The organism is Dyella sp. 2HG41-7, from assembly GCF_021390675.1.
Taxonomy (GTDB): Bacteria; Pseudomonadota; Gammaproteobacteria; order Xanthomonadales; family Rhodanobacteraceae; genus Dyella_B.
In genome coordinates this window covers 2,766,366-2,788,145 of record NZ_JAJEJV010000004.1, presented here as the reverse complement: position 1 = coordinate 2,788,145, position 21,780 = coordinate 2,766,366, and the positions used below count along the sequence as shown (strand labels likewise).

Here is a 21,780-nt window from a genome sequence, read left to right as displayed (position 1 = left end):
CCCGAGCGAGGAATCACCGCATGAATCGCAAGACCCTCTGCACAGCCCTGTTCGCGTTCGTGACGCTCGCGGTTTTTAGCGGCGTGGCGAGCGCCGGTAGTTTCGGCCAAACCGTCAAGGACGACACGAAAGCGGCCGGACACGATATCGGCAATGGCGCACGCGATGTCGGGCACGCCACCAAGCATGCCGCCACATCCGTTGGACATGGCGCAAAAGAGGCGGGCACGGGCATCGGCCACGGCGCGAAGAAGGCGGGTATCGCTGTCGGTCACGGTGCCCGCGATGCCGGCGTCGCCATTGGTCACGGCGCAAAGGAAGGCTGGGAAGCCACCAAGAACGCGACCAAAAAAGTTTTCGGCAAAGGCAATTGAGCAAGGCTGAGCGACGCCAAGCCCTCATTCAACAATCACCACAAGACACCCGCAGACTCATGAGCGAATCCACCGACACCCCGATCATCGACGAGAACAAGCTGATTGCCGAGCGCCGCGAAAAACTCAGCGCGCTGCGCACGCAAGGCATCGCGTTCCCGAATGATTTCAAAGTCGACAATTTCGCGGGCGACTTGCAGACCGAATTCGCCGATAAAGAAACGCATACCGCCGAAGCGATCGAAGCGGCTGCGCGCATTGTAAAAGTGGCCGGACGCATCGTGCTCAAGCGCGTGCAAGGCAAAGTCAGCTTTGTGCAGATGCAGGATTTCACCGGCCGTATCCAACTCTTTATCCATCAAGGCACGGTTGGCGAAGCCACCTACGAAGCCTTCAAGGGTTGGGACGTCGGCGATATCGTGGGCGCGGAAGGCGTATTGATGCGCACCAAGACCGGCGAATTGTCGGTGAAGGTGCGCGAGCTGCGTCTGTTGACCAAGAGTCTGCGCCCTTTGCCCGACAAGTGGCATGGCCTCGCCGATGTGGAGCAACGCTATCGCCAGCGTTACGTCGATCTGATCGTGACCGAAGAAGCGCGCAGCGCCTTTATGACGCGCTCCAAGATCATCGGCTACATGCGCAAATGGCTCGAAGCCGAGCCGTACCGCTTTATGGAAGTGGAAACGCCGATGATGCATATCATCCCCGGCGGCGCCACGGCGCGTCCGTTCATTACGCATCACAACGCGCTCGATATCGATTTGTATCTGCGCGTGGCGCCCGAGTTGTACTTGAAGCGTCTGGTGGTCGGCGGCTTCGACCGCGTCTACGAAATCAACCGCAACTTCCGCAACGAAGGCGTGTCGACCCGGCACAACCCCGAGTTCACGATGCTGGAGTTGTACCAGGCCTACGCCACGTATCACGAGATCATGGATCTCACCGAGAACGTGATTCGCGACACGGCCAAAAACGTGCTGGGCACCACCAAGCTGGCATGGGAAGGCGCGGAGATCGACGTCGGCCCCGCATTCCGTCGCTGGCGCATGGAAGACGCAGTGCTTGAGCTCAATCCCGATATCAAGCGCGAAGAACTGCGCAATCGCGACGCCATGGCCGCGCACGCCGCGCGCCTAGGTGTGCATGTAAAGCCGGGCTACGGCTGGGGCAAGTTGCTGCTGGAAATCTTCGAGAAGACGGTAGAGCACACCTTGGTGCAACCCACCTTCATCATCGATCATCCGGTGGAAGTGTCGCCGCTGGCGCGCGAGAACGATGTCGACAAGGGCATCACCGATCGTTTCGAGCTGTTTATCAACGGCAAGGAACTCGCCAACGGCTTCTCCGAATTGAACGATCCGGAAGATCAGGCCGCGCGCTTCCAGGCGCAGGTGGATGCGAAGGAATCGGGCGACGACGAAGCCATGCATTTCGACGCCGACTACATTCGCGCGCTGGAAGTAGGCTTGCCGCCGACCGGCGGTCTTGGCATCGGCATCGATCGTCTGGTGATGTTGTTCACCAATTCGGCGTCGATTCGCGATGTGTTGTTGTTCCCGTATATGCGCCCAGAGGCGTAATTCGCTCGTCATTCCGGCGAAGGCCGGAATCCAGTACAAACATGTCGTGCGAAGCACTCAACATAAAAATGTTTCGGGTGCTTCGCACAGCGTATTTGAACTGGATTCCGGCCTTCGCCGGAATGACACTGTGGCGTGATTTGCCAGGGCGGCAACGATTGAATCGTAGATCTAAAACTCCAACTCCTGCGCCGCGCACAAATAATCGATCATCGGCGCAAGTCGCTTATACGAAGCCACCATAAACGGCAGCAATTCCGACGAACACGCCAACGCTTCGTCGAACTGTTCGCCCGCCGCAAAATCCTTGCGCTTGATGTCCTCGATCAATTCGTGAGCCGGATCGAATCCGCGCGGCGGACGCGTAAGCGATTCACCCCAAAACGCAAAGTGATCACGGAACGCTTTGCTCTGCACGGCGCGTTTCCACGCAGCCGGGTTGTCCGACAGAAACCCGCGAATATGCTTCAGCGCATCCGATTCCGGATGCCAAATCCCGCCGCCGACAAAGCAATCGCCCGGCTTGATATGCACGTAAAACGACGGCGCCGGAATTTCATGCCGACGTTCATGGAAAAAGCGCGCGCTGGCCCAGGGCTTGTACGGTTCTTTGTCGTTCGAAAATCGCGTGTCGCGATAGATGCGAAAGAGCGACCCGCCACTCTTTCGTGGATCGGCGCGATAGTGCTCGCTGATTTTCGCCAACGGCGCCTGGATATCGGTGATCAATTCCAGGAATGGGTCGCGCACGTCGCGCTCATAGTCGGCCTTGTGCGCCAGAAACCATTCGCGATTGTTGTTGCGGGCAAGCGCTTTGAGAAAGCGAAACGTGGCAGTGGAAAAATAAGCACGCGGCATGGATCGAAGGTCCTTGTCAGGCGGTCACGCCAGCCTCGGCGGCAAGTTGTTCGCCCCAGGCTTGTAGTTGATCGAGCAGTGCAACTTTACCTTGTCCCAGCGGATCGTTGCGCAACAGCGCCAGTTTGGCGAAGTAGTCCGACAACGTGAGCGTGGTGAGAGGCGTCGCGTGAGTGAGTCGTTGAGTGCGAAACGATTCCCAGTGCGCGCGCTCGTCGGGCGTGAGCGTGTGGGGCCAATTTCGCGCGCGATAGCGGAAAAGCAAATCCGGATAGCGCCCGTCGCGAAAGCGGAAGTTGCGAGGATCGAGTTGCTCGGGTGGCGTTGCGCGAACCTCGCGCAGTAGTCGTTTATCAGCGTCGGGCAGGAATCCGCCGTAAAGCGCGAGCTCGGGATCTTCCGGCGGTGGCAAGTTGGCGGTTTGTTGAAAAATACGGCGTAGTTTTTCGCCTAAGCCGGCGGCAGTGCGCAGCTTTTCGGCGTGCGCGAGGCAACGGTCGACGTCCAATTGCAGCCGCTGCAAATCCACGCCTTTCAGTACCGACATTGGCGCAAGCGCGGGCGAGCGGTTCGCGTGAATGGTGCGCAGCGGAATGCGTTCGACGCCTTCGGGCAGATCGGCGCGCGCCGTAAACATGCGGTCGAGGATTTCATCCACATCCAACGCGAGCAACTCGGCAGGGTCTTGCGCCAGGTCGTAAACAATAATTTCGCCGGCGCGCGCGGGATGCACCGCCAACGGTGCAATCAGCGCCAGGCAGCAACGGCTGGCCGGATAGCGGGACGAAACGTGCACCAACGGCGTCATCGCAGTCGTGTCGAGCAGTTCGAATACGCGCTGTTTGCGGCGTAGTGCGAAATGCCATTCCCACAACTTTGGTTGGCGTACGCGAATCAATCGCGCCAGATCGATCAACGCTTGCACATCCGACAGCGCATCGTGCGCACGCGCCTGCTGAAGATGATTGGCGGTGGCCAAATGTTCCAGCTTGAAGCTGAGCGCGCCGTCTTCATGCGTCGGCCACACGATACCTTCGGGGCGCAAGGCGGCGCACATGCGCACGAGGTCGATCAGGTCCCAGCGCGAATTGCCGTTTTCCCATTCCCGCCCATACGGCTCGAAGAAATTTCGGTACAGCAGCTGCCGCGTGAATTCGTCGTCAAAGCGCAGGGAGTTGTATCCCACGCCGCAGGTTCCTGGCGTGGCCAGTTGTTCGTGCACGCGCGCAGCGAAGTCGGCTTCGATCAATCCGTCGCGGTCGGCCTGCTGCGGGGTAATGCCGGTGATCAGGCAGGACTCCGGGCTGGGCACCATCTCGCGGGGCGGCTTGCCGTAAAACATCACCGGCTCATCCACGATTTCCAATTCGAGGTTGGTGCGGATACCGGCAAATTGGATGGGGCGGTCGCGGCGCGAATCGGTGCCGAAGGTTTCGTAGTCGTGCCAGAAGAGGGTTTGCATGGGGTCGATGATAAGGGCAGGGCGGGGCGGGGAACAGGGAACGGGGGAGTGTGGTGTACGCAAGAAAGCCTGGATTTAAGGCTCTTTTCAGCGGATGGGATATGGATAGGCCGTACGCGTTGGTAAAGAAAGGTGCATGCCCCGTTCCCTGTGCCCCGTTCCCCCCTTTACACTGCGCGCATGAGCCAAGCCAACGAAGACAACCTCATCTGGATCGACTTGGAAATGACCGGTCTGGATACCGACCGGGATTCGATCCTCGAAATCGCCACCATCGTTACCGACAAAGACCTGACCGTTCTGGCCGAAGGTCCTGTCTTTGCGATTCACCATGAGGTGGAACGCCTGGAAGCGATGGATGCATGGAACCGCAATCAGCATCGTCGTTCCGGTTTGTGGGATCAGGTGGCGATGTCTACCGCCACGCACGCCGATGCCGAAAAAGCGACGTTGGAATTTCTCAAGGCGTGGGTGCTGCCGGGCAAGTCGCCGATGTGCGGCAATTCGATCTGTCAGGATCGACGCTTTATGCATCGCCAAATGCCGCAGCTCGAGCGGTTTTTCCACTACCGCAATCTCGACGTTTCCACGTTGAAAGAATTGGCGCGTCGCTGGGCGCCGACGATTGGCCGCGGCTTCAATAAGGAATCCGCGCATACCGCGCTTTCGGATATTCGCGATTCGATCGACGAACTGCGTTATTACCGCCAATTTATGGGCGCGCTCGGAGGCGTGGAGCAAAGCGCATGATGTCGGACCTGTTCGCCACCGTGCTCGATTGCAACGGTCGCTCGTTGACCTTGGATCAAACACGCGTGGTGGGCATTATCAATGTCACCCCGGATTCGTTTTCCGACGGCGGACAATTCGCCCATGTCGATGACGCCGTAGCGCACGGCCTGCGTCTGGCGGAAGAGGGCGCGGATATGCTCGACGTCGGCGGCGAATCCACGCGCCCCGGCGCCGCCGATGTTTCCATTGACGACGAACTTCGTCGGGTGATTCCGGTGATCGAACAACTGGTCGCGCGTACGTCGTTGCCGATTGCCGTCGACACGTCCAAGCCCGAAGTGATGCGTGCGGCGGTCGCGGCCGGCGCGGGCATGATTAACGATGTCTACGCTCTGCGACGCGAAGGCGCGATGGATGCCGCAGCGGAATTGCGCATGCCCATTTGCCTGATGCATATGCAAGGCGAGCCGCGCAGCATGCAAGACGAACCGCATTACGACGATGTCGTCGGCGAAGTACATCGCTTTCTTACCGATCGATTGTTTGCGTGCGAATTGGCCGGCATCGATCGCCGCAAAGTGATGGTCGATCCCGGCTTCGGCTTCGGCAAAAACATCGAACACAATCTTGCCTTGCTGCGCAAACTGGAACGTTTCGCGGACTTGGGCAGCGGCGTTTACGTCGGGTTGTCGCGCAAGTCGATGATCGGCGCACTCACCGGCCGCAAAGAGCCGTCCGAACGCGCGGCCGGTTCGGTCGCCGCCGCGCTTATTGCGGCTCAGCGCGGTGCGCGCATGGTGCGCGTGCACGACGTCGCTCCCACTGTGGATGCGCTGAAAGTGTGGCATGCGGTGAAAGCCGGCGATGTGCCCGAGCGGCGTGATACGCCGAAGGCGCCGCGCTGGCCCGATGACGAATGAATAAACGGCGTGCCGCCTTCACTTTTCCTTGCGAGAAAATGCGCTCTTCTTTGGCCGTTTTCCTACTTATAAAACCCGTAGTACACCCGCATCCTTGCGCAAGGGCGGGCAGGACTGGGTAACCTATTAATAAAGCTTGCCTCACCTTCGTCTTTCCCTATGCGACGAAGACGAGACAAGCCAACGGCGACAAGCCTGGGCAGGACCTTCCATGAATCAACGCAAATATTTCGGCACCGATGGCATCCGCGGTCAGGTCGGGCAATGGCCCATCAGCGCGGATTTCGTGTTGCGCCTGGGGCGCGCGCTGGGCGTGGTGCTTGGGCGGCAAAAGAAAACGCCGGGTCGTCCGCTGGTTTTGATCGGCAAAGACACGCGCGTTTCCGGTTACATGTTCGAATCCGCGTTGGAAGCCGGTTTGGCCGCGGCGGGTGCCGACGTGCGTTTGTTCGGCCCGATGCCCACGCCGGCCGTGGCCTATCTCACGCGTAGTTTGCGCGCGGATGCGGGCATTGTGATCAGCGCATCGCACAACCCGCATTACGACAACGGCATCAAATTTTTCTCCACGCATGGCGAAAAACTTTCCGACGAAATCGAAGAGGCGATTGAGCGCGAAGTCGATGCCGAGTTCACCACCGTGGATTCGGAGCATCTGGGCAAAGTGGTGCGCGTCACCGATGCCGTAACGCGTTACGCCGAATTCTGCAAATCCACCGTACCGGAAGATTTCAGCCTTGCCGGCATGAAGATCGTGCTCGACTGCGCACATGGCGCGACGTACCAGGTCGCGCCCAAAGTTTTTGCGGAGCTTGGCGCGGAATTGCATGTACTCGGCGACAAGCCCGACGGTTTCAATATCAATCGCGATGTCGGTTCCACCCATCCACAATCGTTGCAACGCGCCGTCGTGGAACACCATGCCGATATCGGTTTCGCCTTCGACGGCGACGGCGATCGCGTGCAAGTGGTGGATCGTAACGGTGTGCTGGGCGATGGCGACGATATGCTTTACGTGCTCGCGCGCAGCTGGCACGCGCGCGGTCAATTGAAGGGCCCGGTCGTAGGCACTTTGATGAGCAATTACGGTTTGCAGCAGGCGCTGGCCGGTTTGGGCGTGGAGTTGATCCGCGCCAATGTGGGCGATCGTTTCGTACTGCAGAAACTGAAAGAGCATGGCGGCGTGCTGGGCGGCGAAACATCCGGCCATTTGCTGTGCCTGGACCGCGCCACCACCGGCGACGGCATTGTCGCCGCGCTGGCGTTGCTCGAAGCGTTGAAGCACTCCGGTCAGGATCTGGCCACCGCACGCCAGGGATTGAAGAAGACGCCGCAATTGATGATCAACGTCCGCGCCGCCGGTGCGCGCGAAGCGCTCGATAGCGACGCGGTGCGCCAGGCGCTTGCCGAAACCGAAAAATCCCTGCTGGGACGCGGCCGCGTGGTGCTGCGTGCGTCCGGCACCGAACCGCTCGTGCGTGTGACAGTGGAAGCGGCCGACGAGGCGGAAGTCAGGCTGATGGCCGAACGCCTCGCGGACGTCGTAAAATCCGTAGCCGAACGCTCGTGAACCAGTAGCGTCGACCTTTCCCGGTTGGCGCTGCACATAGGTCCCCAGGTCGCCATGGAGTGGAGCCTGTCTAACGATTATCTAGACAGACTTCGAGGCCCGACGTGCACCGCCCCTGCGGTGGCGGAACACCAAATAGACCGCACGCCAACCTGGAAGAAATCATGGACACGTCTGCCCACGGCAAAAAGGTTCCCACGCTCGACATTCGTCGTTACGACACCGATCGCACGGCGTTTGTCGCCGAGCTCGGCGCGGCCTATCGCGAATTCGGTTTCTGCTGCATCAGCGGCCACGGCATTTCATCGAAGCTGATCGACGGCGCCTACGACGCTTTCGAGCGCTTTTTCGCGCTGCCGACCGAAACCAAAATGAAGTACCACGTGCCCGGCACCGGCGGCGCGCGCGGCTACACGCCTTTCAAGGTGGAAACGGCCAAAGACAGCCGTCACCCGGATTTAAAAGAGTTTTGGCACGTCGGCCGCGACATCAACCGCGATTCGCCGTTCGCCGATCTGATGCCGCCCAATTTGTGGCCGGCCGAAGTGCCGGGTTTTCGCGAATACGGTTACGAACTTTACCAATCGCTGGATTGGCTCGGCAGTCGCGTCTTGCGCGCGCTGGCTTTGCATATCGATCTGCCGGAGGATTACTTCGAGAACAAGATCGACCAAGGCAACTCGATTCTGCGCCCGATCCATTACCCGCCCATCACGGAAAAAAATATTCCCAACGTGCGTGCGGGCGCTCACGAAGATATCAATTTCATTACGCTGCTGGTGGGCGCGAGCGCCGAAGGTTTGGAAGTGCTGACGCGCGAAGGCGAATGGCTGCCCATCACCACCGAAGGCGACGCCATCGTCGTGAATATCGGCGACATGCTGCAACGCCTTACCAACCATGTGTATCCGTCGACGACACATCGCGTGGTGAATCCGCAAAACGACAACGCGCGCAAGCCGCGTTATTCGGTGCCGTATTTCTTGCATCCCAATCCCGACGTGGTGCTCGATCCGCTGCCGCAGTGCATTACCGCGGACAATCCGCGTCGCTACGACAGCTCGATCACATCGCACGATTACCTGATGCAGCGGTTGCGTGAGATCAAGCTGATTTGATCTTTTCCTCGTTGTTTTAGTAGTTATTAAAGCTATCACCCTGGCCGCGATTGATCGCGTCTCCTCATCGTCATCCCAGCGAAAGCTGGACGGAGCGCGTAGCGCGGAGAACGTCCGCAGGACGGCCCCGGAGGGGTGAGCGAAGCGAATCATCCAGCGTCTTTAGTTGCGACGAAGTCACTGGATCCCAGCTTTCGCTGGGATGACGAGCAAAAAAACTGAGGAAGTGTCGGGTGACGCGTCCTCGCCGATAGTCACGCATTGCAAACGCCAATACGTGCGTTTCTCATTGCCGCGTCTTAAACCGATAACCGGTTAAAGTGCGCGGCGAACCTCAGGGAGTTCATCGCATGTCCCACACGCACCGCCACACGCACAAAGAGCGGCATTTCACCTTTTCCGAAACGGTGCGCGATGTCGTGCTCGGCATGGCCGATGGACTCACCGTCCCGTTCGCGCTCGCGGCCGGCCTTTCCGCGGCGAATGTCGCTAGCCGCGTGGTCGTCGTCGCCGGCGTCGCGGAAATTGCGGCAGGCGCCATCGCCATGGGATTGGGCGGCTATCTCGCAGCGCGCGGCGAAATCGATCACTACCATTCCGAGCGCAGTCGAGAGTTCCGCGAAATCCGCGATCTGCAGCGCGAAGAAGAACGCGAGATCGTCGACATCTTCAAAAACTACGGTCTGGATCGCGCGGCCTGCGAACCCATCCTCACGCACTTCCGCAAGGATCACGATGCGTGGGTGGATTTCATGATGCGCTTCGAATTGGGACTGGACGAACCGCAGCCCGGCCGCGCATTGCGCAGCGCGCTCACCATCGGTGGCGCGTACGTTGTCGGCGGATTGGTTCCGCTGGCGCCCTACATGTTGATCGATCAACTCAAGCCCGCGTTGATGGCATCGATCGTTTGCACGGGCATCGCCTTGGCGATATTCGGCACGGCGAAGAGTCGCTTCACCGGTATGAGCCCGTTGCGTAGCGCCGTGCAAACCGTATTGATCGGTGGCCTGGCATCGGCCACCGCGTTTCTATTGGCGCATTGGATCGGCGGTTAGTGCGCCGAATCCTGCGCGCGATAACGATGCGATTGGCGCGCCGATAGCTTCAGTGCAAGCCGATCCGGCAACAGCTTGAACACGCTCTTGACGGTTCGATTAAAGCGCCCGGTGACATGCACGGCGTCGCCGCGTTCGACGGCGTCGATGCCTTCCTGCACCACATCCTCCGCGCTCTGCCACATAAAATCCGGCATCTTGCTCACCAGCGGGCGCGTGCCGGTGACGTCGTGAAATTCCGAGCGCGTAAAGCCAGGGCAGAGCGCGCAGACGTTGACGCCGATGTTTTGATTTTCCAGCGCAAGCGATTGCGAGAATTTGATCATGTACGCCTTGCTCGCTGCGTAAAGCGTGTGGCCCGCACTGCCGGGTACATGGCCGGCCAACGACGCAACATTCACAATGCGCCCATAACCACGCGCGCGCATGCCTGCGATCAAACGCCACGCCAGTTCCGTGGGCGCGGTCACCAGCACGCGAAGAAAATCCGCGTGAACCTGCCAGTCGTTCGCATCGAATCGACCCGGCACGCCGTAGCCTGCGTTATTGATCAGCCAATCGACCTGCAAGCCGCGCTCATTCAACGTTGAACACAAATGCTCAACTGCATGCGCGTCGGCCAGATCGCTGGTGAGCACGGTCGCGTTGATGTTGTGTGTGTTGCGCAGCTCGGTCGCCAGTGTTTCCAGGCGCTCGGTGCGTCGTGCGGTAAGCACCACATCGTGACCGCGAGCGGCGAGGGCGCGGGCAAAAGCGGCGCCGATGCCGGCGGATGCTCCCGTTATCAAACTGAGCGGGCGGGCTTGCGTCATGAAAAGTTTCCTTACTAGATCGATATAAATTCAAATACTCATCGCGCATGCGTTGCCGCGCGTTGGGACGGTCGTTAAGCTTGCCAGCTTTCGTTGCAGCGGACGCAAACCATGCGCAAAAAAATCGTCGCTGGAAATTGGAAAATGCACGGCAGTCGATCGATGGCCGATGGGCTGGTCGCGGACATCGTCAAAGGCGGTCCTGTCGGCGACGTCGACGTACTCGTTTTTCCGCCTTATCTCTATCTTCCTCAGCTTATCGCCACCTTCGGCGATTCCGGTTTGGGCTTCGGGTCCCAAGACGTGAGCGAGCACGCGGGGCCGGGCGCGCATACCGGCGAAGTGTCGGCGTCCATGGTGGCCGACGTCGGCGCGCATTGGACCCTGGTGGGTCATTCCGAACGGCGGCACCACCACACCGAGAGCAACGAGATGGTGGCGCGCAAGTTCGCCGCGGCGCGCGCCGCCGGATTGACCCCCATTTTGTGCCTGGGCGAAACCCTGCATCAGCGTGAAGCGGGGCAGACCATGGAGGTTATCCATCACCAGCTGCAGGCCGTTTTGATGCTGAATGGCATCGCCTGCTTCGATACGGCCGTGATCGCGTATGAGCCGGTCTGGGCCATTGGAACGGGCAAAAACGCCACCCCGGAACAGGCGCAGGAGGTGCATGCCTTCATCCGTAGCCAACTCGCGGAGCAGGATGCTATGATTGCCCGTCTGACCCGGCTGCTTTATGGCGGTAGCGTCAAGGCGTCCAACGCAGCCGACCTGTTTGGGCAGCCGGACGTGGATGGTGGTTTGATTGGAGGTGCGTCGCTTATCGCGTCCGACTTCCTCGCCATCTGCCAAGCCGCCCGTTAAGCGATACCGACCTCTACGCGAGACACCATGTTCGTCATCTTCAGCGTGTTCTACATCTTGATCGCTGCCGCGATGATCGTGCTGATCCTTATGCAGCGCGGCGCGGGCGCCGATGCAGGCTCCGGTTTCGGCGCCGGCGCGTCGGCCACCGTGTTTGGCGCGCGTGGTTCGGCCAACTTCCTGTCGCGTTCCACCGCTGTGCTCGCCGCATTGTTCTTCGTGCTCAGCATCGGCATGGGCATCTACTTGAAGGCCAACGGCGGCGCGATCCATCAGCAGCAGCAAAATAGCGATCTTGGCGTGATGTCGGGTCTTGGCAACAAGGCCGCAACCAAGCAAAATGCGCAGCCCGCAGCGCCGGCTCCCGCCGCTCCGGTAGGCAACGGCGAAGTACCCGCCGCCCAGCCGGCTCCGGCCAAGGCGCAGCAAGGCGAGGTTCCGGCACCGACGGCGCCCGCAGCAGCATCTACAAGCAAGCACTAAAATCGAAAGACACCAGCCCAGGTGGCGGAATTGGTAGACGCACTACCTTGAGGTGGTAGCGACGCAAGTCGTGGGGGTTCGAGTCCCCCCTTGGGCACCATTAAGAAGTCCGACGCGGTCTGATAGGGATCAAGAGGACCAAAAAACCCGCCATCTAGGCGGGTTTTTTTATTGCCCGGTCGTGTGACAGAAAAAGGCTCTGATCCCTTTTTCTAGAAGTTAAGTGACGGAAAGTGCACTCTGACCCCTGTTTCGGACCCCAAGCGTGCATCGCAGGTCAAATCCGCCCATCACAAAACGTGTGTTGACTACTGAACACGTATGCCCTCAGGCACGTCATACATGATTTGCGTGATTTCGCTAAGCAATCGTTGATCAAGAAGAATTTTCATGATCAGCGATGCTGTATTGGCGGTGGGAATGATGCGATTGTGTGCATCGAATTGGATGCCCCACTGACGCTTTGTGTTGACTTGTTGCACGGCATCCATAAATCCAGGTTGAGCGTAAAGGCACTTTTCTTGAATTACAGCCATTCGACGAAGATGCGTCGAATTGGTTCCTACGTGGTCGATCAATGGTTGTAAATCCGTGAAAAGCGAAACGAACTGTTGTTGCTGCTGCAATTCTCCGAAGGCTGCCACATACCCCATTCGGTATTGCATAACTTGTTCAAATCCAGCCTTGTTGGCGATCAAGATGCTATTGTCGAGGCAGAACAAATCAAAATTGGGCTCCAATGTGAACTCGTCTCCCTTAACTGCCGACAGTTGACCATTCTTGAAGAAAACATTGACCACGCCCTTCTTTCGGTATGCGGACGTCCATGTGGTGGGTGAGCGTCGAGTGGCATATACCGTCCGGCCATTGTGCGAGAACTTCACCACATAGCCCACTACGCCCCGAAGTTTCTTAACGTCACCGATAGCGTGCTCGGCTTCTGGGCGGTCCACGAGAATCTTCAACAAATGAAAATTCGTTTGATCCACTTCGACGGACAAACATCCATTCTCGTGGGTCTGCGCGAGATAGGTATACGGCGCCCACTCGGTTATTCGCTCCTTTTCGTGAATAGCGAACCCTTTTAAAGCGGCATTGAGGTCGGCATCGGTTCGTAGGTAGTTAGCGACGTATTTGGCAGCGGTCATACTACGTTTGAAGACCCACAGATGGACATCGGCTTCGTCAAAATCGAAGCCCCGAAGATCGTCAAAAGCTTGCTGAGTCATTGATCCCCCATGAAATAAAAGTCCTGAACTTCTTCGGCGCGCTGCATGCCTGGTCGAAGCTTGCCTTGCTTGATCACTCGCGTGATCCGCGTTTCCTTATTCTGTCCAATCTGCATCTTCACCTCGTAAATCTTCCACCCGAAGATTATGAGAAGTGGATTCATCAAAATCTGGCCAGATCGGTAGGTGATGGCGAATAGAACGATTAGGAAGACGAGAAACCCCCACAGCTTTCCCGCGTCATCGAAGCTCAAACCCATAAACGCCACCACGTAGGGAAAGACATAGTTGATCCAATCGTTGGATATCGTCTTTGCCTCAATAACCTTCGCATCAAACCTCAGCGTCACCCGTCTCAGTGCCCAATGGGTAATCAGCAACGCGATCCCACTCATGAGAACGCTGATCAGCGCCGGCACAGGATGCGCAAAGATCTGAATAGTGCAGTTCGAGCGCCCTAATTTACAGAACGGCGCATCGAGATATTTCTTTGGAATGTCTTGAACGAGCAAAATGAGCGCTAACGGGAAGTAAGACCCGATAAATAAAACCACTGCAGACGTCAACCGGAACTGCATCTCTCCCCCAAGTCCTTCAATAGCTAAGTCTCAGGCCAAAACTTTTGGCACTCCTGAAATGCTATGCCTGGATGGTCTCAAATCCAAAGATTGCTGTATTGGCTCATGTGCGACTCCTTTTAGATTGCATCCTGTGAACGTCTCGCATGACGGATCGCAAGCGGTGGCTCATGGGATTAACGCGACCATAGTTCTTGAAGCACTTTGTCGCCGCGCATGCGATGGACTGAGGTCACGTGGCGGGAAATGTCGGAGACCCCGTAGTCGACAACCAGCTCAACCACCGGTTTCTCGGGCTTACCGTTTCGCTTTGCGGGATAGTCTGGAATTCGCTTGAAGATATCGACACCACGTCGATGCGGAACTGGAAGCGTGTTGCCCGAGTTCATATGGCAGAGCCAGATAAGGGTCTCATGTGCGGTTACGAGGCTGCGTGTGTCTATAGTCAACACATCGTGTTCGATGTTGCGATACCATCGCGCGCCTAATAGGCGCAACAAACGCGCTCGTTCTGCCCAGAAGAACACCTTCCCGTTTATAAGCCGATACCACTCTTGCGGAGTGGTGCCACCAGTTAGCGCCTCTCTGAGCCGATCGGGTGACATGGGCTTTTGGTCGCGTAACAAGATGTGGTTAGGATCGCCCGGTAGGACGGCCATCATTTCTTTGCGCTGCTCAGTTTCAAATTTCTTGCGCGCGGTGCCCCTAACGTTAAATAAGTCCAACACGGCGGTTGTAGAAAGTAGGCCTCTTTCGTTGATACTTGGCCAAGTGCCTTGTTCGGCCATATGAAACAAGGTGGGGTAACACTCAATAAGTTTGTTTACGTCCATGAATTACCTAATGTCGGAGCGGCCGTTCCAATTGCGACGGTCGATGATCGAACGAAGATCTCTAAAATCGTCGTCCTTTTTTGGGAAGCGCGTGTTTATCAACGATACGGGCGCTTGTGCGACCCGTTCCAGTTCTTCGATGAACTTGATCGTATTTAAATCGAGCTGCTCAAAACGACGGGCGTTTTGGTTGTCCTTAGATAAGTAGTCAACGAAGGTCAGAACGATGTCCGTCGGGGCATTGAGATCGCAGGCTCGGCGAAACTGTTCCCATTCAAACCAGCCGACTCGACGTTTTCGTTTGGTCGTTGACGTGATTTCCGCGCCTTCTACTTCCTTAGGGTCCAGGCCGGCACGTTTAGCGATGATCTCGAACGATGTTTCATGTTTGAGAAAGCCCGAAATGTTTCCCTCGTCCCCATCTGGATTAGCTACACGGATGGGAGTGGTTCGGACAACCATCAAAATCTTTCTAACGCGGCTGGGTGAAATTCCCGCTTCTGCGAGGCATCCGGCCACGTTGGTATCGCGAGACGTTACGTATGGATAGCGACCGTGGTAGAGGCTCAGCAGGCTCCCTTGTGTCCCTTCGAGGAGAATGGATTTACCATTTCGATAGGCGAGTTCTAGCTGATCAGCGGTCGACGCGATGAATGGTCCAAGTTCAGGCACGTCCTGAGCCAATAGAACTTGAGTTTTCTTATTTCCACGGTGCGTAATCCTTCGGGCTTTGGCGGAGCCGCTGCCGCTGCCAGTTGACGCAATCGCGCCTACGACGCCTTGTTGTTCGGTATCGATGTCGTCCTGTTCGATGATGCTAGCTTGTGGATCGATGAATAGTCGGTCGGAGCCAATACCGAGGCCATTTATTTCTTCAAGCAGTCCTTTGACGTTGATCGTCATGCCTGGTCCGAGCAACAACTTGCCCGCGGTAAAACCAGAGCCAGAGGGTAAGAGGTGATGAATAAACTTGCCTTTCGCGCTCACGACCGTGTGACCCGCATTGGGTCCCCCTACTCGAACTAATACGTCGTATTCGCGAGCGAGGTAGGCGACAATATTTCCTTTCCCTTCACTCCCATATTGGCCGCCTACCAACACATCAACACAGCGCACTTCGGGAGAGGAAAAAAGATGAAGTCGGGCGGCAACGCGAACCAACGTATCTCTGTCGTCGGTTCGATCTGTGTTGATGCGAACATCTGCGTCGTTCAGCAATTTCAAGATGTGTGCTTGATTAGTGAGGTGATCAATTTCTTCGTAAACTGGTGCGTCTTTGCGTTGCCCTTCTGAATTCGAATACCGTTTATGCAGCGTGTCAGTGGACGCGTATAGATGGACGTGCACCAAATTTGGGCCAAACTGCGTTCGAAATGCTTCGATTTGGTCCGGGGAGCTCACGTGATCAACGACGACACCTTGTTCCTCTGGGAGGTTCTTAATGCGTTCCGCAACGCCTTCGGCCACCCACTTGGAATTTGTGTCTCGATCGAGCTTAATGCCCTCTGCAATGAGCTCTTCACGATTTGCAGTGTCACCGGCTTTACCAAGGTGATCGCGAAGAATTTCACGTGTTGCGATGATTTTAAACTGATATTGCGAGCGTAGTAACTTGGCCAGTCCAGTTTTGCCGCTACATGTTTTGCCGCTGATGATGACAATCTGACGATTGGACATGCGATCACGCCTCCAAATCCAACACTATGCGATTTGCGATCGTATGCGGATCCAACACGCTAGTATCGATCAACACGTCTGCAATCTTCCCCAGCTGCCTGGCATTCACTTCATTGGGATGATCGACGGCTTGGTCGTAGCTGATGCCGCGTCCGGTATAGCGAGCTCGTAACAAAGCATCGGGCGCGGTGAAGTGCACGTGGCGAACGGATGCCCCGAACTGTTGGCGGAAGTGTTCGACCTGTCGTTCCTTTCGAACGGCATCAATCAGCCAACGCGTGACCGAGGCCTGTTTTTGAATGGTGGAGATGGCGACAGGGTCCACGATCCATAGATAATCCGTCTGCTCATCTAAACGGTCACCCAACTCTTGAAGCTGCAAGCGAAGCTCGTCACCTTCTTTGAGTTCGTCGGGCGGGATCAGCGATTTGAGATAGTCGCTGGAACCCACTTTGCGAAACGCATACCTATTCATCAGTGCGCACGCGACCGACGTTTTACCCGCGCCAATCGCGCCGCTGAGAAGAAGCAACCTTTCCACGGCCATGTTTCCCCCTGTGGCGCGTCATGCGCCGGAACTTAATCCGCTTCTTGTTTCCGCCTGTTTATGAGGATTGCATCACATATAGGACGCTATTGCGGACAAACACATGTGAAGGAAATGTGAATAAGACGTACTGGACCCACTCAACCGCTGACAGGTTAAAGGTCAAGGCAATGAGAGGGATCTGACCAATTTGTTCTGCAACGCCGAGATCAAAGTGAAAGGGAGTCCGCCGGGGCCTACGAGTATTTGGCCAACGGTAAGCCAGATCTGGACTAGGTAATAGAGTGCCAGTGTGTGAAGGAGGACAAGGATTACGGCATCGTCAATAGCGCCAATGACTGAGCAAAGCTCGGCATGTCAAAGTCGAATATGGTCCGCGCTTATCAGCTACGGTCCGGCCTAATGCTTCGATTGGCCGACCCAAATCACGTTGCCATCTTCATCCCGGGCAATAGCAGAAAGGCGATCAGTTACAGCCGCACGATCAGATACGCCCACGCAGACGCGGTTGAGAAAAGATAAAACGTAATCCTTGTTCGTTGAGTTTGGCGCGAGCCTGACTTCGATGATGCCGGCTTTGTCGGCAACCAGCCGTGCGCCCGATTGGAGGCCAACCGGCGACACCAAGATGCCTCCTGACGCTCCGGTGTCTTGAATGCGCCAGGCGAGGGATGCGGCAACGTCCTGAGCAACGCCCCTAGCGCTGTAGCGCTTGCACTCAACAACGATGAAATAGCTTCGGCCCTCCGTGAACCCTTTCGCATCGATTTCCCATTGCGTGCCGCTGTCACCTGTAATCAGTTGTTTGCCATCAAAACGCCCGACACCGAACTGAGTGGCGAATTGATTGAGCAGATAAGCTGCGACTTCTTCATAGGTCTTCCAAGCCTGTTCCTGCATGAATCGCCCTCATCGATTTGTTTGCTGTTTAACATCGGAAATGTCTGAGTTTCCTACCCGATACCACAAGCCCAGCTTGCTAGCGTAAGCACATCACTCGTTCGACCCGGAGGTCATGATGCGTTAACGAACAACTACGGATGCTTTGACCTTGATAAGGAGATATACCGATTTCCAAGTCACTTGGAACGTTACTACACGGGAAAGGAAAGTCTCGTACCCTTTTCCAAGGTCTCATCAAGGCTTGTGGCAGATAGGATGCAGTCGGCCCTCAAGGCAACGGGCGACTACATATTGTTTCTTCGATAGCCATTGCAGATATTTCATGTGTAGCTATTTGCAAAAGAAAGGCAGAACCCTTTTTTTGCGTCAAGCTCGTACGCTGGGATGACAATCCAGCGCCTTGCGTGCTTCGGATGCTGGGATTGTCATCCCAGCCTACGCAATAACGGTAGCGTCGTGTTGTCAGTGTGCCTGCACTTTGTCTTCGTGTTTCACGCCTTTTGCAACTTCATCCAACACATCCGAGATTTGGAAGCACAAATCGGAAAAGAGTTGGCCGAGCAAATTGCGGCGAATAATCAGCATCGTTTCGCTTTCGCCGTTGATGGTGGCGTTGCCTGTCAGTTGGGCGAGCAACAGCAGTTTGTCGTAGACGGCGCAGAGGTCGTCGTAGTTGTTTTTGGATAAGAAAAGGATTTCAGTTTCGGGCAGGTGGGGAAGGGGTATATGCATGACGTTCGTCCAATACCGTAGGTCACGCCACACATTGCGCGTGGCGTGAAGGGCCTCAGGAAAATCCTGCCTATAAAGTCGGAATTAACCGACTACAATTTTCGATAGGTGCCCAATTTAGCCCGACGCCGTCCAGTATGAGCGGCGGTGGAGTAGGGGTAAGCGCGGCGTGGCGGGGGCTTGCGGGTGCAAGCGTGCCGTATGATCGGGGATAACCATGATCAACTCTCTCTTAGTTGTTTGTGGCCAGCGGATCGTTTGGGTTGCGCCCCAGGCGATCCGCGCTACTCCACCCATGTCAGGTGTTCCGGGATCTGTAGCGCAGCAGCACACCCGACTAGCGAACCATCGCATACTCGAATAACGTTCTCTGTCAGCGAATGCGAACTTGCATCGGCGAATTAGCTGATAAGCCGTGAAAGGGGATTAACGTACGTGGGCCGCAATGGGTCGCGTAGGCTGGGATGATAATCCTGGCATGTCGCATGCAACGTCGACGGAAGAAGGCGATTAGCGAGATCCGGTTTGACGGTCGCATTCGCAGCGACGTCGTCGCGATATCGGTATGCCATTGCCATCGCTTCGCACCGATTCGCTCACACATTCGAGCGGACTTCTTCCGCTATTTCAAAATTTGCAGTGCCGGGACTTGCAGCACGCTGCATCGGATAAATTTCCAGTAGCCCTGGATCTTGCCGACTTCTAGAACCGTGGCGAGCTCGTCTTCGTTGTAGTCGATTCCGGTGGTGCGGATATCGGTTTCCAGGTGGTGAAGCGGTACTTCGGCGCCTGCGTATCGGCCGTTCGCATTCAACACGTCGCGCACATACATCACTGTCAACTTGCACATTTCCGGTTCCAGCACCTTCACGCGCCCAGTCTTTTGGACGTCAGTTTCACGAAAGGTAAGGGAAACTACCAAAAATGAGCCAAATATGGAAATCGCGTCGGCTTCCAGGTTTGAGCTGATCCACGAGGCATTGACCTGTTAAGCACCCGCCATTGATCACGCCACCGAGAAACTGAGCGTCGCGCAATGCAAATGCACACCGTGGCGACGGAATAGGAGTCCGTGCATGTTCAAGCTTGTCGGAAAATATTTGGTGGCGGCGAACTGGCACCGCACGACCGTCGATGGCGTGACGTACCGATTTGGAGAATGGCGGGTCTATAAGCCCACGGGGGACGACAATTGCCCTTGGCAGATGCTTGAGCATGGATCGACGGCCGCACTGGGGGCGTCCAATGACTACGAAGCCGGTGAGCATGGCCTTAAAGCAGCGGTCACGCGGGCGAGGGTGTTGCTTGGCGATCCTGACGCGCCGATTGATGAGGTGACGAAGGGATCGCTTAAGCGCGACGCAGGGCAGACGCCGAGCCTGACGCCACCAAGTAATCGTCGCGCGTAGCTGCAATCTAAAGTCGACCCGCTTTCTGATTTCACGCGTGTGTCGATCGATGCCTGGCGAAATATCGATGGAGGCATATGCGCAGCAAAAAGAAACCCGCCGTTTGGCGGGTTTCTTTTTGCTTAAAGAACATCCGGCGAGAGTCAAAGAAATTAACTCCAACCACGTTGTTCAAAAAGCCGCATGGATCGCTTCCCGGCCATCGATGCGGCCTTCCTTTTACTTCTGCGGAGAAATAACGTTGTTCGACTGCGTTACATGTCCTGCCGTGCTGGCGACTTCAATATCGCGCGGGTCCCAGCCTTCCGTAAAGATCGACACGCCGTGGTCGTAGAACCAGGAGTCGAAGTTGTAGTTGATGGTGTTGTTGGCAATGGTCACGTAGTTGGTGACGCCGGCAATGTCCACGCCGAACAGATAGTTCTGGCTGAGATTGCTGTTGGTGATGCTGACGTTGGTAGGACCGCTAGTGAATACGCCAAAGCCCTTATTGTTTTGCGCCGTCACCTTATAGAGCGTAACGCCGTTAACGTTGTTGTGTACCTCAAGACCGTTGCCGGCGTTATTCGACAGAACGGTATTCTCGATACGCACCTGCGAGGTCACGCCTTGCGTCTGCGGCTCGATGTCGATGCCTCCCTGCGGGGCCGCACCGTTGCTGTTGGTGAAGCTGCTGTTCACCACATACACCTGGTTAGCCGGGCAAATGCTCAGGCCCTGGCGGCGGTTGTTGTCGGCTTTGACGCGGTTGAGTGTCACGCTGGTCGAGGGCGTCACGGCGCCGTTATCCCAATTGATGCCGCGGACGATGATGCCGTCGCCCCACGAATTGGTCACGGTGATGTCGTGAACGTAGACCTTGCTCGATCCCTGGATAAGAAGGCCGTAGCCCCACTCGCCGACCGTGCCGTGGTGGCTGGTGCGGTCGCCGACGATATGGCCGCCGACGATCTCAACGTTGTTCACCTGGAACGCCTTGATGATCCAATAGCGGTCGGAACTGTTGGGGATGGCCTTGATATAGGCGTTGCTCGCCAACGACAGACGCACATGCGAGCGCAAGCTCACGCTCTTGAGTGCGTTGATCATATACGTGCCTGTGGGCACGATCACGGTGCCGCCGGTCGACGGCAAGGCATTGATAGCGGCCTGGAAGGCGTTGGTATCGTCCATGGCGCCGTTGCCCGATGCGCCAAAATTGACAACGTTAACGACGGCGGAGCCGATCGACACGCTCGGTGTCTGTGTCCACCAGTTGGTTGCGAAAGCCGGAAGTGTCACTGCCGATAACGCTAACGAGGCGGCGGCAGCCAAAACTTTGCGGCGAGAAATGGAATTGAAGCGATTAAGGATGAATGCGCCCGTTTTCGGGTTGAAGTTCCCCTGTGCACTTTGCAGTGCAGTCGTATTTTTCACGTCTGAAACAGCCTCTGTTTTGTGAGCGGTCCGCGTAAGGTGCGTCATTCGAACGTGAAATTGCAAATGTGAAATTTTGTTCCGGTTCACGATAGTGAAAATAACAAAATGGCAACTTATCCTCATGTAACTTCGGCCAGTTTTTCTGCCAATTCTCGGAAAAAGAGGCTAATAAACGCATGCTTGTGTGCTTTAAATCGATGTAAAAATGAAATTCATATGGACGTCCAAATGACTAAGCGGTGCGTATATTCGCGAATATCGTGTCCGATCTAGAAAGAACGATTAGCGTGGACGTATACGCAAAAAGACGCTCATGCGCGGATCTTGGCGCGCAAAGCGTCGACGCGTTTTTCATTTGAAATAGGTTGTCGCGTTGCGCGCATGTCATGTCGACGAAAAGTAGTCGATGACGTTCATGGTCGAGATCATGACGCGTGCGAACTCATGCACAGCAAAGCGAAGCGTTGTGGTTTTTATTCATAACGCTCTATGCAATGTTGTTTGGCTTTGATCGCCTGTTCGGCGCTTTCACACGATGTGATCAAAGCGTTGAGGACGCAAAATGTCATCAAGAATCAAGAAGCATCGATTCGGTTCAATGGATGGACTGCCTTGACGCTCA

General features: G+C 56.5%; 23 protein-coding genes and 1 tRNA gene. 12 read left to right on the top strand and 12 right to left on the bottom strand.

The window, feature by feature from the left end:
* The first annotated feature begins 20 nt into the window (after window positions 1-20).
* Both L0U79_RS13810 and lysS read left to right on the top strand, forming a co-directional pair.
* The gene (locus L0U79_RS13810; RefSeq protein ID WP_233842847.1) at window positions 21-374 is read left to right on the top strand and encodes a hypothetical protein; all 354 of its coding nucleotides are present in this window, start codon (window positions 21-23) and stop codon (window positions 372-374) included.
* A 59-nt stretch (window positions 375-433) separates the two neighbouring features.
* A complete protein-coding gene (gene lysS, locus L0U79_RS13805) occupies window positions 434-1,954 on the top strand; it encodes a lysine--tRNA ligase (RefSeq protein ID WP_233842846.1) in 1,521 nt (506 codons plus the stop codon).
* A 171-nt stretch (window positions 1,955-2,125) separates the two neighbouring features.
* On the opposite strand, the gene L0U79_RS13800 is transcribed toward lysS, so the two are convergent.
* Window positions 2,126-2,812, bottom strand: coding sequence for a DUF2461 domain-containing protein (locus L0U79_RS13800; RefSeq protein WP_233842845.1), 687 nt, complete (start codon window positions 2,810-2,812; stop codon window positions 2,126-2,128).
* A gap of 16 nt (window positions 2,813-2,828) precedes the next feature.
* The gene (gene sbcB, locus L0U79_RS13795) at window positions 2,829-4,274 is read right to left on the bottom strand and encodes an exodeoxyribonuclease I (protein ID WP_233842844.1); all 1,446 of its coding nucleotides are present in this window, start codon (window positions 4,272-4,274) and stop codon (window positions 2,829-2,831) included.
* A gap of 180 nt (window positions 4,275-4,454) precedes the next feature.
* Between sbcB and orn the strand changes: the two genes are divergently transcribed.
* From orn to L0U79_RS13770, 5 genes are all read left to right on the top strand, one after another.
* Window positions 4,455-5,024: an oligoribonuclease gene (orn, locus tag L0U79_RS13790; RefSeq protein WP_233842843.1), complete on the top strand. Its 570-nt coding sequence runs from the start codon at window positions 4,455-4,457 to the stop codon at window positions 5,022-5,024.
* Complete coding sequence (folP, locus tag L0U79_RS13785) at window positions 5,021-5,926, top strand: dihydropteroate synthase (protein WP_233842842.1); 906 nt, start codon at window positions 5,021-5,023, stop codon at window positions 5,924-5,926. Before orn ends, folP begins: the two co-directional genes overlap by 4 nt.
* 211 nt (window positions 5,927-6,137) lie before the next feature.
* Window positions 6,138-7,496: a phosphoglucosamine mutase gene (gene glmM / locus L0U79_RS13780; RefSeq protein ID WP_233842841.1), complete on the top strand. Its 1,359-nt coding sequence runs from the start codon at window positions 6,138-6,140 to the stop codon at window positions 7,494-7,496.
* 164 nt (window positions 7,497-7,660) lie between these two features.
* Entirely contained in the window at window positions 7,661-8,614 is a 954-nt protein-coding gene (locus L0U79_RS13775; protein WP_233842840.1) for a 2-oxoglutarate and iron-dependent oxygenase domain-containing protein, read from the top strand.
* A gap of 350 nt (window positions 8,615-8,964) precedes the next feature.
* Entirely contained in the window at window positions 8,965-9,672 is a 708-nt protein-coding gene (locus tag L0U79_RS13770) for a VIT1/CCC1 transporter family protein (protein WP_233842839.1), read from the top strand.
* On the opposite strand, the gene L0U79_RS13765 is transcribed toward L0U79_RS13770, so the two are convergent.
* Window positions 9,669-10,484 carry an SDR family oxidoreductase gene (locus tag L0U79_RS13765; RefSeq protein WP_233842838.1) on the bottom strand — a complete coding sequence of 272 codons (816 nt, stop codon included), beginning with the start codon at window positions 10,482-10,484 and terminating at the stop codon, window positions 9,669-9,671. The two genes, L0U79_RS13770 and L0U79_RS13765, sit on opposite strands and share 4 nt — an antisense overlap.
* Before the next feature lie 111 nt (window positions 10,485-10,595).
* Here L0U79_RS13765 and tpiA point away from each other — a divergent pair, with 111 nt between their 5' ends.
* The 3 genes from tpiA (at window position 10,596) to L0U79_RS13750 (ending at window position 11,931) form a co-directional block, all read left to right on the top strand.
* Window positions 10,596-11,348, top strand: coding sequence for a triose-phosphate isomerase (tpiA, locus tag L0U79_RS13760; protein WP_233842837.1), 753 nt, complete (start codon window positions 10,596-10,598; stop codon window positions 11,346-11,348).
* Between the two features lie 27 nt (window positions 11,349-11,375).
* Window positions 11,376-11,831 (top strand): preprotein translocase subunit SecG, encoded by a 456-nt coding sequence (gene secG / locus L0U79_RS13755; RefSeq protein ID WP_233842836.1) that lies wholly within the window; start codon window positions 11,376-11,378, stop codon window positions 11,829-11,831.
* A gap of 15 nt (window positions 11,832-11,846) precedes the next feature.
* Window positions 11,847-11,931: transfer RNA gene (locus L0U79_RS13750), tRNA-Leu, on the top strand.
* Between the two features lie 208 nt (window positions 11,932-12,139).
* On the opposite strand, the gene L0U79_RS13745 is transcribed toward L0U79_RS13750, so the two are convergent.
* From L0U79_RS13745 to L0U79_RS13710, 8 genes are all read right to left on the bottom strand, one after another.
* Window positions 12,140-13,060 carry a Kiwa anti-phage protein KwaB-like domain-containing protein gene (locus L0U79_RS13745; RefSeq protein ID WP_233842835.1) on the bottom strand — a complete coding sequence of 307 codons (921 nt, stop codon included), beginning with the start codon at window positions 13,058-13,060 and terminating at the stop codon, window positions 12,140-12,142.
* Entirely contained in the window at window positions 13,057-13,638 is a 582-nt protein-coding gene (locus tag L0U79_RS13740) for a hypothetical protein (RefSeq protein WP_233842834.1), read from the bottom strand. The genes L0U79_RS13745 and L0U79_RS13740 overlap by 4 nt, the downstream gene beginning before the upstream one ends.
* Window positions 13,639-13,814: 176 nt before the next feature.
* Complete coding sequence (locus tag L0U79_RS13735; RefSeq protein ID WP_233842833.1) at window positions 13,815-14,471, bottom strand: hypothetical protein; 657 nt, start codon at window positions 14,469-14,471, stop codon at window positions 13,815-13,817.
* A 3-nt stretch (window positions 14,472-14,474) separates the two neighbouring features.
* Entirely contained in the window at window positions 14,475-16,148 is a 1,674-nt protein-coding gene (locus L0U79_RS13730) for an adenylosuccinate synthetase (protein ID WP_233842832.1), read from the bottom strand.
* 4 nt (window positions 16,149-16,152) lie between these two features.
* A complete protein-coding gene (locus tag L0U79_RS13725; RefSeq protein WP_233842831.1) occupies window positions 16,153-16,695 on the bottom strand; it encodes an AAA family ATPase in 543 nt (180 codons plus the stop codon).
* Between the two features lie 399 nt (window positions 16,696-17,094).
* On the bottom strand, window positions 17,095-17,595 hold the full coding sequence (locus L0U79_RS13720; RefSeq protein WP_233842830.1) for a hypothetical protein: 501 nt from the start codon (window positions 17,593-17,595) through the stop codon (window positions 17,095-17,097).
* Window positions 17,596-18,060: 465 nt separating this feature from the next.
* Window positions 18,061-18,330, bottom strand: a complete 270-nt coding sequence (locus tag L0U79_RS13715) for a hypothetical protein (protein ID WP_233842829.1) — start codon at window positions 18,328-18,330, stop codon at window positions 18,061-18,063.
* A gap of 622 nt (window positions 18,331-18,952) precedes the next feature.
* Window positions 18,953-19,180: a hypothetical protein gene (locus L0U79_RS13710; RefSeq protein WP_233842828.1), complete on the bottom strand. Its 228-nt coding sequence runs from the start codon at window positions 19,178-19,180 to the stop codon at window positions 18,953-18,955.
* Between the two features lie 226 nt (window positions 19,181-19,406).
* Here L0U79_RS13710 and L0U79_RS13705 point away from each other — a divergent pair, with 226 nt between their 5' ends.
* Complete coding sequence (locus L0U79_RS13705; RefSeq protein ID WP_233842827.1) at window positions 19,407-19,739, top strand: hypothetical protein; 333 nt, start codon at window positions 19,407-19,409, stop codon at window positions 19,737-19,739.
* Between the two features lie 219 nt (window positions 19,740-19,958).
* On the opposite strand, the gene L0U79_RS13700 is transcribed toward L0U79_RS13705, so the two are convergent.
* Window positions 19,959-20,912, bottom strand: a complete 954-nt coding sequence (locus L0U79_RS13700; RefSeq protein ID WP_233842826.1) for a right-handed parallel beta-helix repeat-containing protein — start codon at window positions 20,910-20,912, stop codon at window positions 19,959-19,961.
* Here L0U79_RS13700 and L0U79_RS13695 point away from each other — a divergent pair.
* Window positions 20,911-21,180, top strand: a complete 270-nt coding sequence (locus L0U79_RS13695; protein WP_233842825.1) for a hypothetical protein — start codon at window positions 20,911-20,913, stop codon at window positions 21,178-21,180. The genes L0U79_RS13700 and L0U79_RS13695 overlap by 2 nt on opposite strands.
* Window positions 21,181-21,780: the final 600 nt, after the last annotated feature.

Coding starts and splice junctions, on each gene's coding strand:
- L0U79_RS13715 (WP_233842829.1), bottom strand. CDS start 18,330: ATGCATATACCCCTTCCCCACCTGCCCGAAACTGAAATCCTTTTCTTA.
- sbcB (WP_233842844.1), bottom strand. CDS start 4,274: ATGCAAACCCTCTTCTGGCACGACTACGAAACCTTCGGCACCGATTCG.
- L0U79_RS13740 (WP_233842834.1), bottom strand. CDS start 13,638: ATGCAGTTCCGGTTGACGTCTGCAGTGGTTTTATTTATCGGGTCTTAC.
- L0U79_RS13745 (WP_233842835.1), bottom strand. CDS start 13,060: ATGACTCAGCAAGCTTTTGACGATCTTCGGGGCTTCGATTTTGACGAA.
- L0U79_RS13720 (WP_233842830.1), bottom strand. CDS start 17,595: ATGCAGGAACAGGCTTGGAAGACCTATGAAGAAGTCGCAGCTTATCTG.
- L0U79_RS13725 (WP_233842831.1), bottom strand. CDS start 16,695: ATGGCCGTGGAAAGGTTGCTTCTTCTCAGCGGCGCGATTGGCGCGGGT.
- L0U79_RS13735 (WP_233842833.1), bottom strand. CDS start 14,471: ATGGACGTAAACAAACTTATTGAGTGTTACCCCACCTTGTTTCATATG.
- L0U79_RS13800 (WP_233842845.1), bottom strand. CDS start 2,812: ATGCCGCGTGCTTATTTTTCCACTGCCACGTTTCGCTTTCTCAAAGCG.
- L0U79_RS13695 (WP_233842825.1), top strand. CDS start 20,911: ATGGCGCCGTTGCCCGATGCGCCAAAATTGACAACGTTAACGACGGCG.
- L0U79_RS13765 (WP_233842838.1), bottom strand. CDS start 10,484: ATGACGCAAGCCCGCCCGCTCAGTTTGATAACGGGAGCATCCGCCGGC.
- secG (WP_233842836.1), top strand. CDS start 11,376: ATGTTCGTCATCTTCAGCGTGTTCTACATCTTGATCGCTGCCGCGATG.
- L0U79_RS13770 (WP_233842839.1), top strand. CDS start 8,965: ATGTCCCACACGCACCGCCACACGCACAAAGAGCGGCATTTCACCTTT.
- L0U79_RS13700 (WP_233842826.1), bottom strand. CDS start 20,912: ATGGACGATACCAACGCCTTCCAGGCCGCTATCAATGCCTTGCCGTCG.
- glmM (WP_233842841.1), top strand. CDS start 6,138: ATGAATCAACGCAAATATTTCGGCACCGATGGCATCCGCGGTCAGGTC.
- L0U79_RS13810 (WP_233842847.1), top strand. CDS start 21: ATGAATCGCAAGACCCTCTGCACAGCCCTGTTCGCGTTCGTGACGCTC.
- L0U79_RS13730 (WP_233842832.1), bottom strand. CDS start 16,148: ATGTCCAATCGTCAGATTGTCATCATCAGCGGCAAAACATGTAGCGGC.
- folP (WP_233842842.1), top strand. CDS start 5,021: ATGATGTCGGACCTGTTCGCCACCGTGCTCGATTGCAACGGTCGCTCG.
- tpiA (WP_233842837.1), top strand. CDS start 10,596: ATGCGCAAAAAAATCGTCGCTGGAAATTGGAAAATGCACGGCAGTCGA.
- L0U79_RS13710 (WP_233842828.1), bottom strand. CDS start 19,180: ATGTGCAAGTTGACAGTGATGTATGTGCGCGACGTGTTGAATGCGAAC.
- L0U79_RS13775 (WP_233842840.1), top strand. CDS start 7,661: ATGGACACGTCTGCCCACGGCAAAAAGGTTCCCACGCTCGACATTCGT.
- L0U79_RS13705 (WP_233842827.1), top strand. CDS start 19,407: ATGTTCAAGCTTGTCGGAAAATATTTGGTGGCGGCGAACTGGCACCGC.
- orn (WP_233842843.1), top strand. CDS start 4,455: ATGAGCCAAGCCAACGAAGACAACCTCATCTGGATCGACTTGGAAATG.
- lysS (WP_233842846.1), top strand. CDS start 434: ATGAGCGAATCCACCGACACCCCGATCATCGACGAGAACAAGCTGATT.